11 protein-coding genes are annotated in these 16,057 nt (G+C 34.6%); 8 read left to right on the top strand and 3 right to left on the bottom strand.

The genetic code is table 11. From position 1 onward, the window contains the following. Window position 1: 1 nt before the first annotated feature. The 3 genes from UABHE_RS01100 (at window position 2) to UABHE_RS01090 (ending at window position 6,087) form a co-directional block, all read left to right on the top strand. Window positions 2-3,733, top strand: coding sequence for a hypothetical protein (locus tag UABHE_RS01100; RefSeq protein ID WP_372368303.1), 3,732 nt, complete (start codon window positions 2-4; stop codon window positions 3,731-3,733). A gap of 73 nt (window positions 3,734-3,806) precedes the next feature. Continuing rightward, on the top strand, window positions 3,807-5,180 hold the full coding sequence (locus UABHE_RS01095; protein WP_372368302.1) for a hypothetical protein: 1,374 nt from the start codon (window positions 3,807-3,809) through the stop codon (window positions 5,178-5,180). Window positions 5,181-5,559: 379 nt separating this feature from the next. Further along, entirely contained in the window at window positions 5,560-6,087 is a 528-nt protein-coding gene (locus UABHE_RS01090; protein ID WP_372368301.1) for a YdcF family protein, read from the top strand. Window positions 6,088-6,095: 8 nt separating this feature from the next. On the opposite strand, the gene UABHE_RS01085 is transcribed toward UABHE_RS01090, so the two are convergent. Further along, complete coding sequence (locus tag UABHE_RS01085) at window positions 6,096-6,281, bottom strand: hypothetical protein (RefSeq protein WP_372368300.1); 186 nt, start codon at window positions 6,279-6,281, stop codon at window positions 6,096-6,098. A 249-nt stretch (window positions 6,282-6,530) separates the two neighbouring features. Here UABHE_RS01085 and UABHE_RS01080 point away from each other — a divergent pair, with 249 nt between their 5' ends. Next, a complete protein-coding gene (locus UABHE_RS01080) occupies window positions 6,531-6,929 on the top strand; it encodes an STAS domain-containing protein (RefSeq protein ID WP_372368299.1) in 399 nt (132 codons plus the stop codon). Between the two features lie 632 nt (window positions 6,930-7,561). On the opposite strand, the gene UABHE_RS01075 is transcribed toward UABHE_RS01080, so the two are convergent. Both UABHE_RS01075 and UABHE_RS01070 read right to left on the bottom strand, forming a co-directional pair. After that, a complete protein-coding gene (locus UABHE_RS01075) occupies window positions 7,562-8,410 on the bottom strand; it encodes a leucine-rich repeat domain-containing protein (RefSeq protein WP_372368297.1) in 849 nt (282 codons plus the stop codon). Window positions 8,411-8,863: 453 nt separating this feature from the next. Next, window positions 8,864-9,049, bottom strand: a complete 186-nt coding sequence (locus UABHE_RS01070; RefSeq protein ID WP_372368296.1) for a hypothetical protein — start codon at window positions 9,047-9,049, stop codon at window positions 8,864-8,866. 748 nt (window positions 9,050-9,797) lie between these two features. Between UABHE_RS01070 and UABHE_RS01065 the strand changes: the two genes are divergently transcribed. From UABHE_RS01065 to UABHE_RS01050, 4 genes are all read left to right on the top strand, one after another. Further along, the gene (locus UABHE_RS01065; protein WP_372368295.1) at window positions 9,798-11,663 is read left to right on the top strand and encodes a serine/threonine protein kinase; all 1,866 of its coding nucleotides are present in this window, start codon (window positions 9,798-9,800) and stop codon (window positions 11,661-11,663) included. A gap of 165 nt (window positions 11,664-11,828) precedes the next feature. Next, a complete protein-coding gene (locus tag UABHE_RS01060) occupies window positions 11,829-13,256 on the top strand; it encodes a sodium:solute symporter (protein ID WP_372368294.1) in 1,428 nt (475 codons plus the stop codon). Between the two features lie 493 nt (window positions 13,257-13,749). Further along, window positions 13,750-14,895 (top strand): cyclopropane-fatty-acyl-phospholipid synthase family protein, encoded by a 1,146-nt coding sequence (locus UABHE_RS01055; RefSeq protein WP_372368292.1) that lies wholly within the window; start codon window positions 13,750-13,752, stop codon window positions 14,893-14,895. Next, the gene (locus UABHE_RS01050; protein WP_372368290.1) at window positions 14,876-16,057 is read left to right on the top strand and encodes an acyl-CoA dehydrogenase family protein; all 1,182 of its coding nucleotides are present in this window, start codon (window positions 14,876-14,878) and stop codon (window positions 16,055-16,057) included. The genes UABHE_RS01055 and UABHE_RS01050 overlap by 20 nt, the downstream gene beginning before the upstream one ends.

The raw sequence follows: 16,057 nt of genomic DNA, 5'->3' as shown, positions 1-16,057 counted from the left end.
TATGAAAAACTTAACTTATGGTGAATGCCGCGACTTTATAAAAGGAATTACTCAAGTCACAGTCTATGAGAATCAAAATGCGACAAATTTATCAAAATTGATATCCAAGTACGGTCTTGAAAGTAAAGTCTTAGTCATTACTGGTGATAACAAACACGCAATATTGTTTCCTTTTGGATCAAAATATTGGGTTATTTATTTCTATAAAAATAAATTTTATAAAGAAAAACATGTAAGCTCTCCGCTTCGCTATGAATCTAAAAATTACAATGTAACTTGTCATCAAGTTTCATTGAATGAAATGATTATATGGCTAGATAGCCATCGTTTTATGGAACAGCAAGTCAATCTAAGTCGCGAAGATTCAGAAATATTGTCACGGCATAATATTAATATAGAAAAGAAAAAAACCACAAGGAAATTTCTTTATGATGCTTACGCCAAAACAATTACTGGTGATGACAAAAATATACCTGATGTCAAAAAAGTAGTCGACAAATACTCAAAACCCATAGAACCGCTACTCATGGTTTTCGAAGAAGAAAACAAAAAAGATGATATAGAAATTAGCGAACATGATAGCGCTATTTTCACTCGCTATGGATTTAATATTGATCGCGGAAAAACCAAATATAAAACTCTATGTGAGCAAGTGAAAAGAAATACCATTAACGGTAAACTAGGAATGACAATCTCTCCTGAGGACCTTGCTGTTTTTCGTAGATATGGAATTACTTTTGCTCCATCAGGAGAAGCAAAAGGAAAAATAAGATTACCTTTAACGCGCTCTGCTTTATTAAAACGCTTTTCAGTAATTATTATTACTCTTGTCATTATTGGTGGAACAACCTGGCATTTTTATGGCCCAGCTATTCGTCACTATCTTGGTAAACAAAAAAATAAAATACAAGCGAATCTAGAAGTAGCACATGTAAAGCAAGAGTTACGTGATATAGAAGAGTACACACAAGAAGCTGACAAACTCTATCAGTTAATTGTCGACAAATACCCTGCAACATTGGGATACATCGATCCCCATCCACGTATACAGCCACTTATAGTAAAAAGCAAAAGCTTTGTCTCTCAATTTAAAAAAACTATAGTCAAAAGTAACGAGCTTCTTCAAAAGGGGCAACACGAACAAGCTCTAAAAGTATTGCAACCTCATAACGACCAACACGATGAACATTATCAAATAAAATTAGATATTATTCGCCGTATAGTTTCTAGCCTAAAAACAACGCGCTATATTAATCGCGCTCTAAAAAACGAATGGTTACAAGAAGATAATATTACTACTGTTCTTCGTAAACTACGCAACTATGCATTTAGCGCACAAGAACTTATTGACACCATTGAAGAAGAACAACTACTCATAGACACAAAATACGAAGATTTTAAAGACAAAATTCCTTTGGACATCAATATCGCAACTAAGATGAGAATTTACAAAAAGCAAGTTGATAACCTAGAAGAGACCATACGCAAAGCTGAAAAATCTATTGTCGAAGAAAATGATCACAAAATAGCCGAGAGAATACTAAGCGGTAACGAAAAATCCTCTCAAACAATAGAAGAGATCATTGCACCGTACAGTAAATTTCAATCGGACATTATCAAAGGTTTAACAAATATTTACGAAGATATAGACCAAAAAATCCAAGGGCTAGAAGTTTTAAGACAGAAAAAAAGTGATAAAGGTGAAGTACTACAAATCATCGTCCAAAAATCACAGCAATACGACGATCTTAAAAAGATTACTCCTAGTGTGGAAAATCTATTGCAAGAAATAAAAAATATTCCAACTAATTTGGGAATTCAACAACCACCAACGCAAATAGCTGCAAGTATTGATCTAGCGAAAAATCATACTAAGTACCTACGTGATTTAATAGCAACAGCTAATGAACACCTAGACAATAACAATACCGCTGATGCAAAAGAAAAACTAGAAAACAGTAATAACAAATACGAAGAAATAATGAAAGATCTTAACGCTGCATCAGACATCATGCGTGAAATTCGCCAAACAGCAAAAGCATTACAAGTAGAAAATAGTAAGCGCGCCAAACAATACTCGAAGCGTATCGTTTACATACAAAAACAACAAAATACTCTGCAAACAATGCTAACAAACTTCTCAAAGCAAATAGATAACTTTGACAAAGTACTTCCTTCAAATCACGCTTTCATAACAGAATTAAAACAATACCGAGAAAAATATTCTTCATTTAAAAAGCTAAACACACAAGTACAAAAGAAAATAGAACTCGCGCAAAACAACTTCCAAAATAAAAAAATTGCTGATGCTCTAAAGCTCGTTTCTACAAATACATCTCTTACAACTAAAGTAAAAACAAGTATTGGTGAAATTACTCAATCTCTAAGCGAGATCAAACAATTTATTGCCGTTATTGATCAACAAAAACAGCAGTTTCAGTTAGCTAAGCGCGTAATTCACATAGAAAATAAAATTCAAAAATACACAACAAAACTAAAAAGTATCTTACTGCCTCTAGAAAAAAAAGCGGTGCGTCTCAAAAAAGAATTTCCAACAAGTCAAGGGCACAAAGACATAGATATTTCTTCTAAACAAACATTAATTGTTGCAAAGCGAGTATATAGTTTTTACAGCAAAAAACTACGCGAAAGTAAAAGACTAAGTAATCAAAAAATGTACAGAGAGGCTTTGACAGTACTTGAAAAATACGAAGGTAAGCGTCTAAGCCCAGCAAATTTTGCGCAAGACCTTAAAGACTTACAAACAGATTTAAATAATCAATTAAGTCAGGCTAAACTGCAAAAGCAAAGTGAAGGAAGAACAAACACAGCGCAAATACTTATTGTTGAACTAGAAAAAAGACGTGCTGGCCTTCGTAAAACAATTCCAACTCTTCAAAATGATCTAATCACTTTGCGCAATATTTATCCTGAAGTTTTAAAAGAAACAGTAGGCTTTTCTGGTGCAGAAAAATACGTTGATTTTGGTAAACAGGAAATAGAAGAGATAAACGAATTATTACAAGAAGCGCAAATTTTAATGATGGAAAAAAAATTCGCCGCTGTTGTTACGATGTTAAAGCCATACAGCCAAAAAGAATCCCCTGGTCTTTCTGTTTTATCAACTCTACAAACACTGGAAAAAAATTCGCGCAATATTATCAATAAAATGCAAAATCCACAGCAAAAACAACAAATGGAGAAAAAACTACTAGCACAACAACAAAAAGCAAATCGCTTAAAACAGCTACAACGCTCTCCTGGAAATTGGTACGATGATATCGGCCAAATATTCGTACAATACGAATCGCTTGCTTCGCAAATAGTAAGCTCTTTAAAAGGACGAGGAAGTCGCATAATACACTCAACAATAGAAAAACGTATGCGCACAATTAAGGAATATCCAGAGCAAATAGCTGAGATTGATTACAGCCTCGAATTTATTAAAAGCCGTGGTAAAAATATTAACAAAGAAGTGTCTTTATCAAAAAAGAAGCAACTAGCAAAATACTTACAAAATAAAATTATCAACGTAAATGTTGACAGTGAAATATTCCAACTGCAATCTGCTGTAAGTAATTTGCGCAACGAACTTCGCTTAGGAGGGTGGGTAGAAGAAAATACTCTACGCGAGTATTTAAGAGCTTTAGATGCGATAAAACGTGCTTTTGAAAATGAGCACCGAGTAATCGCAAGCCCCATCATTAGTTTAGAAGCACAAATTCCGCATTAGACAAATATAGGACACGCTCTATATAGAACGTGTCCTATAATAAAATAGAATAAATCTACCTCTGAGGAAAAAAATGCTTGCAAATATCATTCGCTGGGGATTTGTTACGATAAATCTATGTGTGCTCCTAGTTCTATTCTTCCATAAGAGCCATGAACCCCAAGTTTTTTCGCGTTACAGCTATAACTATTTCACACTTTTATGTATAGAAGCGATCAATATAATTGTTATTTCTTGGATATTTATCAATAAAAAGCGTTACCAGATATTTTACCAAAGATTACTTACTTACCAAGTAATTCCAATCGCCATTACCATTACAGCTCTTCTGCTCGTTACCGATTGTTTTATTGATCTAATGATCGTACCCGCACCTATACTTCTCCTATTTTTCGTTATATTTGCTCTTGTTTTTCTGGCAAGCCATCATCCACGAAAAGTTATTACTAAAATCACTTTAGCTGCTACAACTATAGTTGTAAGTATTGCCTTAACTGAAGTTGTTTTTAATACTTTTCTATTGACCTCTAAAATTCCGGAGAACGAAAAATCGTTTGAACGAGAAATATCATCTTCGTGGCCGCAAAAAATTTCACCAAACAAGCCTAAAAATACCTTGAGAATATTAGGGCTATGTGATTCATTTGGGCGCGCTGGTGGTCACAAAAATTATCACTATCTGCTCCAAAACCTATTTGCAAAAGAAAACAAAAAAGTAGAGATCATTAATTTTTCTGTAGGAGGCTACGAGCCACTACATCAATTATATATTCTTCAAAAATTTGCCGCCAAATACCAGCCTGATATTGTTGTACATGGATTTTTTGTAGGTAATGATTTTGCTAATCCAGACACAAATACTTCTCAGTTTGCCGAAATTAGTGTTCGTAAGCGCAGCGGTATTATGAAATTTCGTCCGCACTATTGGGGATTGTCACAGTGGCTCCGCAATTATTACAAAACTCGGAAAAACGTTATTAACAATAAGAAAATGTTCAAAAAAAACACCTTTCTAACAATCGAATACCAACGATTACAAATTTGTCGCCCGTTTCCTCCTCCAAAAATAAAATGGAGTGAAACGATTGCGATTATAGACAAAATACGCAAACATACACAAAATATACGAGCAAAATATATAATGGTAATTCATCCAGATCAATTCCAAAGTGACAGAGTTTTACAATCACAGTTGCAAACTAAATACGAGATTAAGTGGCAAGACTACCAACTAAAACTTCCACAAAAATTCTTATCAGTTTACTGCCAAAAAAACGACATTCAGTACCTAGATCTTCTACCTTATTTTGAAAGTAATAATAAGGAATTATATCTACAGCAAAATACTCATTACAACGCAGAAGGAAACCAAATCGCCGCTGAAAAGATATATGAGTTTTTACGCGAATATCTCAAAACTACTAATAAAAAATCAGGAATTAAGTAGGACCTGTCATCATTCAAAATATTGTCTATTTTTTCGAGCCCGAGCCCGTTTGCGAGCCCGTTTCCGAAACTTTCACTAACAATTTATCAAAGAAGCAAAGTTTCTTTTTCCATCGCAAAAAACTAGTATTGAACCAATAAATCACTTTCTGTCGCTCTCAAAAAGTTTTCGGGCGCGGGCTCGCAAACGGGCTCGGGCTCAATACTACTGGCGTATCATTAAATGAATCCGTTATATTTTTATCTGTATTGAATGATGACACGCCCTATAAAGAATACAAATAACTACTATAAAAGAGATGTGCGCTGGCGAAAAATAAAGGAAACAAGCAATTCATTAAAAACATTGTTTTTAGTAAAGTTTATTTAAGGAATGTAATTTGGATGTAAAATACGAAGCAATTGTTGTTTTAGGAATGGCGCTTGATGAACAAGACCAACTAAACCAATTAGCGCAAGCGCGAGTGATTTTAGCTGTGGATTACTACCATAAATATCGTTGTCCTGTTGTTGTTAGTGGTGGAGGGCTTACTAAGAAAAGTGAAGCACAGGCAATGAAAGAATACTTGCAAATACTACAAGTGCCACAAAAAGATATATTCATGGAAGACGAATCAATGGAAACAATCGGCAATGCTTATTTTGTTAAAAAAAATTTCATCGATAATTACAAATGGAAACATATTATTGTGATCACCTCTAATTTTCATATAGCAAGAGCTCAACAAATATTTAGTAATGTTATTGGTAAAGGTATAAATATTACCTTTGTAGGAGCAAAAGATTGTGTTTGTGAAGAACAAAAAAAGCAGTTGTATTCGCTTGAAAAAATTTTCTTGGAAAAATTAAGTTTTTGTTGGAATTCTAAAGAACCTCAAAAGCGAAGCTCTTACTTTCGAGAACTATAGTTGTTTTACTATACAGCTAAAATATCTTTCTTCTCTAGTTTTGTATATAGACACTCAACACAAAAAATTGCAAAATAACGGCAAGAAAGCATAGATATTGCAACAACATCAAAAGTAATTTGGTTTTCAGAAGAATATAAACAATAACAAAGTGTTAGTAAACATACAGTTAGTTTCAATAGACATGATTTCATTTTTTTTCCTTTAATAAGTATGATTTTTATTTATGTATACATAGTAACAAAACGCCATACTCTTATCACCCAAAACCCGTAAGCACTATATTTACTACATTTCAAAAGACAAAAAGGCTCAAAGTCAATAAAATAAGTCAATAAGACGCGATGATACTCCACGTAAGCTAATTTACATAGCCTTACAGCCAAAAACATTTTTTCAAAATAGCATTTAACATCAATTTCAAAACATTTTTAGGATTAAAAATGAGCAACCTAACTATCATCCAAACCAAAATGGTTTATGTAGATGGACAAAGAACAAGTGAAAATTGGATTTGCTATAAAAATCTTCTTAACTCGTTTGAAACAGCATGTAAAAGATCTTCTTTTATCATTATAGACTTAACCAACGGATGCTATTTAAGCTCAGCAGGAACAATGCTATTAATAACAATATCAGAAAAAGCTAAAAGAAAAAAAATCACTCTTTTGCTATGCGCACAACAACAACATTTACAAATATTTGATATACTAGGAATTCTAGAAGCAGATTTTTTCCAAACCTTTAAAAGCTTAAAACAATGTTTGGAATTTCTGGGAGATAAAATCAAAGGAAAAGAAATAATAGAAGCGAAAATTGAATTAGACAATGAACAGGCGTGAGTGACTTCTGGCGGGGCATGCATCCGCTGCTCTGTAAGAAACAGTGTTTTACTACATAAACTACAAAAGCCACAACTTAATTATACCAAGAGCGTTGGTATTCCTCTACTTTATTTTTTGGTCAGGCCATTTAATTCTTTTTTTGTTGATTTTTCAAGAAATGCATAAGGTACTTATTTTACTTGCTATAGAGCTAATAATAGCAAAAATCTCTTTTTGAAATTTAAGATAAATTGAAGACAAATAAAAAATTTCAATTATAAGCTGCTACCTTCGTAACATCGAAGAAAAAAAATGAATGTAAATTAGGGCGTGTCATCATTCAATACAGATAAAAATATAACGGATTCATTTAATGATACGCCAGTAGTATTGAGCCCGAGCCCGTTTGCGAGCCCGCGCCCGAAAACTTTTTGAGAGCGACAGAAAGTGATTTATTGGTTTAATACTAGTTTTTTGCGATGGAAAAAGAAACTTTGCTTCTTTGATAAATTGTTAGTGAAAGTTTCGGAAACGGGCTCGAAAAAACACACAATATTTTGAATGATGACACGCCCTATCAAGAAAAAAAGAATTAAATGACCGTGACCTATTTTTTTTACAAAGCAATACTAAATACTTCACATACCCACTCAATACAAGTCACAGTATTCCTTAACAGTGCAGTAAGGCAAAGACCACTGAATGAATCCTCGTAACTCTGTACTTATTTCCGTACGCTCTAGGTCTAACTTCGAAAGATTCTTTAATTGTCTAAATTCAGAAGGCAGAGTCCTTAGTAGTTTATTAGAATATAAATTTAATTCAGATAGATTTTTTAACTGCCCAAATTCAGAAGGCAGAGTACTTAGTTCGCCGTAAGATAAATCTAATTTGAGGAGATTTTTTAGCTGTCCAAATTCAGGAGGTAGAGTTTCTAATTGATGATAAGCTAGATTTAACTCTAAGAGGTTTTTTAGCTGTCCAAATTCAAAAGGTAGATTACAAAGTTTATTGGAAGCCAAATTTAATTTCAAAAGATTCTCTAACTGTGTAATTTCAAAAGGCATACTGCTCAGTTCATTGCTCGACAGATTTAACTCCGAGAGGTTTTTTAGCTGCCCAAAACCAGGAGGTAAGCTACAAAGTTTATTAGAAGACAAATTTAATTTCGAAAGATTCTCTAACTGTGTAATTTCAAAAGGCACACTGCTCAGTTCATTGCTCGACAGATTTAGTTCTGAAAGATTTTCCAATTGGAATATATATGTTGGTATTTTTTCTAGCTTTTTACAAGCCAGAGAAAGTTTAAAATTTTTAGAAAATCCACAGTTGTTAAACTTACAATGTTCAAGATCCCCAAACTCTGCATCGCTCCTAAAAGAACAGTTATCAAAAGTAGAATTTTTAATATTGTACAACTGGTTTAGATAAAAAGAGCAAGCGTTATATTTCGTATTACTGTTAACATACTCTAATGATTCACTTTTAAATCCGTTCAAAATAAACCTCAAAATAAAAACATTATAAAATCAAAAAGGCAAAAGCTCAAGTTGTTTTATAATTTTAAACCTGTGGACAGACCAAAGGAATGGGAGCAATGAGTCCTAGAAGTTACTGGGAAGGCATGGTTGATGAACTATCTAGAGCAGATGGTTCGCTTGGAAACATATGCTGAAGATATGATCTGCGATAAAGAGAAGTTTGAAGGAACGAGAAGATTACTTGTGAATAATTTTAATGCTCTGAATCGATTTCTGAACTTTAAACCTAATCCTATTCAAGCAAACAGAATAAAACTATTAGGTTTTAAACACTCGGTGAGTTTGGAAATGTTCTATAAACATAAATTCCATAAAAGAATTTTGTAGAATACCATTCAACCAATAGGTTTTGTAAAAAGTTTTAGCAAGAACTGATATTTTTGGTAGGTGTAGTATTGATTTGTAGAATAGTTATACAGCTAAGATATCTTTCTTTTCCAATCTTGTGTACAAACACTCAACACAAAACACTGCAAAATAACGGCAAGAAAGAATAGAAATGGCAACAACATCAAAAGTGATTTGGTTTTTAGAAAAGTATAGGCAACAGCAAAGTGTTAGTAAACAGATAACTAGTTTTATTAGATATGATTTCATTTTTTGCTCCCTTTAAGAATGTATGATTTTTATTTATGTATATATAATAACAAAACCAAATGTTCACCTCACCCAAAACGTTCAAGCACTATATTTACTAGACTTCTGAGCACAACAAGCACAAAGGGCAGCAAAAATAGTAAACAAGACAAGGCGAGCGACCGTATTCGTTATTTTATAGCTGTTCTAGCCAAGTAGATTTTTCACACACCGCTCCTGAATCAACTTCAAAACATTCTTCATCGCTTTTCTAATCTGAATATTTTATGGATAATATGCTTCTGGATATTATCTAAGTTCTGTGTACAATAACAAAATTTACAAATATTTGTGTTCGGAATGCTAGAAATACACTTTTCAAGCTTTAGAAAGCTTGCCAAAATATATAAAATATCTAGGTAGAAATCAAAAGAGAATAAATAATAGAAATTGAATTAGGGCGTGTCATCATTCAAAATATTGTGTGTTTTTTCGAGCCCGAGCCCGTTTGCGAACCCGTTTCCGAAACTTTCACTAACAATTTATCAAAGAAGCAAAGTTTCTTTTTCCATCGCAAAAAACTAGTATTGAACCAATAAATCACTTTCTGTCGCTCTCAAAAAGTTTTCGGGCGCGGGCTCGCAAACGGGCTCGGGCTCAATACTACTGGCGTATCATTAAATGAATCCGTTATATTTTTATCTGTATTGAATGATGACACGCCCTAAGTAACGAACATGCACAAGCAATTTTTAGCGAGGTAAAATTTATGGACAATTTTGACGAACATTGGAAAAAAATTTTAAATAATTGGGATGGTACTACTGATGCCACTTTCAACTCTAATAAATGGGAAGATGATCTCAACCACGATGCAGAGAAAAAACTAGAAACAATTTCTATTGATTATCAAGTAGCGCAAGAATCGCCTTCATCTCCTGATAAAAAAGGGCTCGATTTTGAAATTGAAGAAGAAATTGCGCGAGGAGGTATGGGAATTATATACAAAGGTTACCAAACTAGCCTTGGGCGAAAAGTAGCGATTAAAAAAATAATAGCGAATACGCAACAAACAGGTTCTAGATATCAATTTGTTTCTGAATCAAAAATAACCGCTTATTTAGATCATCCAAATATCATACCAGTTTATGATCTTGGAGCAAACGAAGACTCAGAACTTGTTTTAGTGATGAAGCTGGTAGAAGGAAAATCGTGGCGCGAAATTATGAGCCATAAAACATATAGCTTAGAAAAAAATTTAGAGGTTATGCTCGATTTAATGAATGCGATTGCATTTGCCCACGATAAGGGGATTGTACATAATGATTTAAAGCCTGATAATGTAATGATTGGAGAGTATGGAGAAGTCGTTCTTATGGATTGGGGAATTGCAGTTGATTTTCGAGATGAACCAAATAGTAATTTTCCCTCTAAACAATTAGTAAAAAATCCTCTCGGAACACCTTCTTATATGGCTCCAGAATTGGCAAACGGAGACGGAGAACAGCTAGGACCATGGACCGACATATATTTATTAGGGGCAATTCTTTACGAAATTTTAATGGGAAAACCTCCTCATCTTGCAGAAGAGTTTACTATGACTTTAAGTTCTGTAATGCAACACAAGGAGTTAAAGTGGAACGATAATGTTTCTCGGGAGCTGAAACAAATATGCTTAAAGGCGATGTCATTTAAGCCAAAAGATCGCTATAAAAGTATATCCGAACTAAAAAAAGACATCGAAGGTTACATACAACACAAAGAGAGTATCATAGTTTCGCAAAACGCTCAGAAAATGTTTGAGGCAGCAAGAAAGAAAATTAAAAAAGCAGATCTCTCGGATAGAGAACATGGGGTTATCTACAACTATTTCTCTGGAGCAATTGCTGGGTTTTGTCAAGCTGTTGAATTGTGGAAAGAGAACAAAGAAGCAGAAGAAGGTGCATACAACGCGCGGTTAGAGTATGCTCAAACAGCAATTAAGAATCTCGATTTAGGGCTGGCGCAATCGCAAATTGATATTTTATCACCAGAAGACAAACTTGTTATCAATTTACAACAACAAATAAAAAATGCAGCAGAAACGAGGGAGTGTAATGCTATTTCAGAAAGACTGATTAAAATATCAAAATTGATAGTTTTTGCTTTCATTTTTCGACAAATTGCCGTTTTGACTCTTCCTCCTCCTCCTGTAGAAGTATATCTTTCACAAAATAACATGAGATCTTTCCTTTGTAGCATACTGATAATTGGATTTTTCTTAGTAGCATTATATCTTCTAAGAAAAGGCTATACGCGTATGAAACCCCTGCTTACTCTTTCTGTGCTTCTCGAAATATCATCGGTTACTGCCATGGCATTTTTCATTGCCTCGCTAGATCATGGTCCCGAAGCATCAATAACAGGTGTTTATGCTTCATCGTTTTTAATCGCGCTTTTTCGAATAACCATACCTTACAAACGAAAAATAGCTTTAATCGTCGGTCTAACCTCCGCTACCGCAGCTGTGGTCGTTTTTTTCCTAACAAAATTATTATTAGGTATACCTTTTCCTCCGCACATGATTGCCATGCCATTTGTTGTGGAAAGCTATCTTTTAGCTGTTATTGGAATTCTTTTAGCCAAAAGGAATTGACCGATTTTGTAGAGGGTAGCAAATTTTCAATTCAAAACCGTATAATCCGAAAAACAAGTAAGTATGTGAGTTAGAGTAAATCTTAGCGAAGCAACACCTTCACAATAATATTTACTAGATTAGAATCAACTTTATTATGTTTATTGTCAATTACAAGGAGAAAACATGAACACTATAGTAATAACAGTCGTTGTTTTTTATCTATTGGGAATGATTGGCATTGGTTGGTATGCTTCGATGAAAATAGAATCCAATGATGATTTTATGGTTGCTGGTCGTAGATTAGGACCCGTAATGATGGCCGGAACATTGGCAGCAACAGAAATAGGTGGAGGAAGCTCTTTAGGTGTTGTAGAAAAAGCATATGGAGAATGGGGTCTCAGCGCTGTATGGTATGTTTTAGCTATGGCTGTTACTTTTATTATTCTTTCATTTTTTGCGCCAAAACTGAGACAGTCCATGGTTAAAACCGTACCGGAATACTTTCGAAGACGTTATGGAAATGCTCCTGGATTTATCACCGCTCTCATCATGATGTTGCCACTAATCGGCCTAACAGCTGCTCAATTTATTGCTTCTGCTGTAGTTTTACAGGTAATGACTCAGTGGGATTACACCACTTGCGTACTCATTGTATCTATTGTTGTTACTGTTTACGCTGTACTAGGGGGACTCTGGAGCGTTACCCTAACTGATTTTGTACAGATGTTTTTAATTGTAGGTGGTATGTTTATCGCAGTTCCTTATGCTCTAGATGCAGTTGGTGGTTGGGAAGTAGTAAAAGCAAGCATGCCAGCTAAAAAGCTAAGTTTCACTGAGGGAATAGGATATGGCACTATTATTTCTCTTGTTGTGATCTACGTTACTTCTTTTGCGGTAGGACAAGAAGCAGTACAAAGATATTATGCCGCTAAAGATGAAAAAGCTGCTGTCCAAGGATCGCTAATCGCGAGCGGCGTGTATGTTATTTTTGCTTTTATCCCCGTTATTTTAGGGCTAATTGCATTTGCCATGGTTTCCGAGAGTAAAATGGATGCTAAACTCATGGAACAAGGGGCAATATATGCTCTACCTTCTCTAGCTATGGCAACAATGCCCTCTATTTTAGCTGGATTTTTATTCGCTGGTATTATCTCCGCAACAATGTCGAGCGCCGATTCAAATATGCTTGGAGCAGGCTCAATATTCGCAAACGACATATATAAAATCTACATAAACAAACAAGCTTCTGATAAAGAAGTACTTAAAATGACCCAAATGAGTATGATAATGATTGGTTTGTTAGGATCAATTATTGCTTGGTTTAATACCAAAAGCATCATTACTCTGCTAATGTTTTCTATGACTTTGCGAGCAGGTGGCGCTTTTTTTCCTTACATAGTTGGACACTATTGGAAAAAAGCAAGTTGGGCTGGTGCTATGGGATCTGTGATTGTAGGGAGTATTGCTGTTATCTTAGCTCAACAAGAAATGCTAACATTTCTTGGTTTAAAACCTATTTTTTTAGGATTAGCCTCTAGTGCTATAGTTTTCATATTACTCTGCAATTTATTTCCCAACGACAACTATTCTTTGGAATTGAAAGCCGTATAATCCATTGAACAAAACTCAACTCAAGAATATTCAATGCGTATAATCCTCCACATAAATATATTTAACCACCCGACTTCTTTTCTAATTAGGCGAAATAAAATAATTTGCTAAACTTCTTTCATTTTATATTGTTTATACTTCAAATATCTTGCAATTCAAGGGATCCCTTGAATTGCAAGGAACATTCTATTTACACGACCCAGAATACTATTCTAAAAGAACTTCCTTTCCTGTTAACTCAAAAGAATCTGCCTTAATTTCTGATGCCTTTCAATCCACTTTGCTACTGGAGTCTATTAGCTACCTATTGGAGTCTATTAGCAATATTAGAATCTCTTTCCAAACGTTACAAAAACGAAACTTTCTTTAACTCTAATAAAAACTTCCCTCACAAACGAGTAGTTCAAAAAACCAACACACCTTGGCATACTATTTTCATAGACAACAACAACGTCTAAAAGAACATCCAAAATAGTTGCCAACAGAAAGTTGAATGATGAAAACTGGTTTATCTATTCACTGCTTGATAAGAAACAGTATTATCTGTTTTACGATATTTTATCTGTGTACCCATTCTTGGTCATGGCCTGTATTCTTATTACCATTTTTAGTTGAAATCACTATCGAAATTTTTCATAACAAAGGAATGATAGTATTGGACCCACACTCCAATAAAGTGATCAACATGTATTCTTTTCTAGATTTGATTTGGCCAATTGCTATGGGAGAAAACAAAGCTTTGACCGAGGGATTTTACAATAATGATAAGAGCAAAAGCCTTGAACAAGCCCAAAAAGAAAAATACCAATGGATCATTGATCACACAGATATCAAAAAAGGAATGCAAGTGTTAGAAATAGGTTGCGGTAATGGAGATTTACTTAAGTATATCAAAGACTTTGGTTGTATTTGCGAAGGAATCACGCTTTCTCCTGAACAAATGACTTTATGCCAAAATATGGATATTCAGGTGCACAATATAGACTTTTTCCAACTAGACAAGAGTTTTCACAACAAATATGATCTTGTTATCTGTAATGGTTGTCTGGAACACATGCCAACTGTAGTCACTCGGAAAAACCCAAAAAAGCTCTACCAAGATATCCTTGATCGAATTCATCTACTATTAAATAAAAACTCACCTGTAGCAAAAGTAATGATTACTTGTATTCACTTTCGAAGACCCATGATTACACTCTCTGAAAGGTTCAATTCTTATATTATTGAGCGAGCCAATGGTGGATGGTACCCTCTAGAAAAAGATGGCCTAGTTAAATACAGCGATAAATATAGTACAAAAGTAATAAAAGATGTGACTCTCGACTATCATTTAACAACACAAGAGTGGAGTAAGCGTGCTTCAACTAAAGTCTGGAGGTGGTTGCCAAAATATCTATTATACATGCCAATATTTTTATTAAATGATCCTTACTATCTCCATAAGATTAAAGAAAAAACCAAAATCCCATTTTTAAACAAACATGGTTCTTGGGGATGGCAATTTGCAGGAAAGAATCCTCCCATGCTGCCGCAATGGATTGTTTTACAAGACAAAAATATAAACGACAAAAAATGTCTAACGAATACAAGTCACTCCTCGCTAAATGAAAGGAATATCAGTGCAGTTGCAAAAGTTTAGGTGCGAAGTCAAAAATTGGTTACAAGAGAACTGCCCTCCTACAATGCGTACTCCCATTACATATGAGCAGTGGCCATGGGGAGGAAGAACGACAACATGGCCTCACCCAGATGCAAAAAAATGGTTTGAAGCAATGCACAACCAAAACTGGATTGCTGCGACTTGGCCAAAAAAATACGGAGGAGGGGGACTCTCTGGACAAGAAAACCAAATTTTACAAGAAGAATTGAAAGCGATAAAAGCACGTCCACCATTGTTTAGCTTTGGTTTATGGATGCTTGGACCTGTTTTACTCAAATTCGCAACAGAACAACAGAAGCAACGTTTTTTACCTCCTATTATAAGCGGTAAAATACGCTGGTGCCAGGGATACTCTGAACCTGATGCGGGTTCCGACTTAGCTAGCTTGAAAACCAAAGCGCAACTTGTAGGTGATGATTTCATTGTCAACGGAGCCAAAATATGGACGACCAATGCCCACCACTGTGATTGGATTTTTTGTTTAGTGAGAACAGATACAACAGTAAAAAAACATGCTGGATTATCTTTGGTTCTTATTGATATGGAAAGCCCTGGAGTATCGATAAGGCCAATTACTTTAATTGATGGTAGCACGCAATTCTCTGCTGTGTTCTTCGACGACGTAAAGGTACCAGTTGACAATTTAATCGGTTCATTGAATGATGGTTGGGAAGTAGCAATGTATCTTTTGCAGTATGAACGTCAAGCCGTTGCTGAAGTTGCTCAATTGTTAGAAAATGAGCCTTACAAGTTCAAAATTCGCGAAGTAGTCAAGAAATACTTAAGTAATGAAACAGAGAAGGAATCGCTTTCACTACGCCGTGATGAGCTAGTAAAGTTAATGATGGACATCCAATGTTTTGACCTCACCATGTTAAGAGCTGTGCAACAGAAAAATCTTACCTCCCTAGCTTCGTTATTTAAATTGTTAGGTTCAGAAATCCAACAACGCAGATATGAAACACTATTAAAAATACTAGGTTGTAGTGGTCTAGGATGGAACGAGCCTACTTTGGGAAATAAAGAACAAGTATTTACTAGACAGTGGTTACGATCGAGAGGAAATAGCATTGAGGGCGGAACTAGCGAAATTCAGTTAAATATTATTGCTCAGAAAATTCTACAGCTGCCAAAAAAGTGA

Origin of the sequence: Candidatus Uabimicrobium helgolandensis (assembly GCF_041508025.1) — a bacterium.
GTDB classification, from domain to species: Bacteria; Planctomycetota; Uabimicrobiia; order Uabimicrobiales; family Uabimicrobiaceae; genus Uabimicrobium; species Uabimicrobium helgolandensis.
The sequence above is the reverse complement of the archived record's forward strand: the minus strand, read 5'-3'. Positions and strand labels throughout refer to the sequence as shown.

What these genes read in the sequence shown, in the direction of transcription:
- UABHE_RS01080 (WP_372368299.1), top strand. Translation starts at nt 6,531, where the DNA reads ATGAGCAACCTAACTATCATCCAAACCAAAATGGTTTATGTAGATGGA.
- UABHE_RS01085 (WP_372368300.1), bottom strand. Translation starts at nt 6,281, where the DNA reads ATGAAATCATGTCTATTGAAACTAACTGTATGTTTACTAACACTTTGT.
- UABHE_RS01100 (WP_372368303.1), top strand. Translation starts at nt 2, where the DNA reads ATGAAAAACTTAACTTATGGTGAATGCCGCGACTTTATAAAAGGAATT.
- UABHE_RS01095 (WP_372368302.1), top strand. Translation starts at nt 3,807, where the DNA reads ATGCTTGCAAATATCATTCGCTGGGGATTTGTTACGATAAATCTATGT.
- UABHE_RS01060 (WP_372368294.1), top strand. Translation starts at nt 11,829, where the DNA reads ATGAACACTATAGTAATAACAGTCGTTGTTTTTTATCTATTGGGAATG.
- UABHE_RS01055 (WP_372368292.1), top strand. Translation starts at nt 13,750, where the DNA reads ATGATGAAAACTGGTTTATCTATTCACTGCTTGATAAGAAACAGTATT.
- UABHE_RS01070 (WP_372368296.1), bottom strand. Translation starts at nt 9,049, where the DNA reads ATGAAATCATATCTAATAAAACTAGTTATCTGTTTACTAACACTTTGC.
- UABHE_RS01065 (WP_372368295.1), top strand. Translation starts at nt 9,798, where the DNA reads ATGGACAATTTTGACGAACATTGGAAAAAAATTTTAAATAATTGGGAT.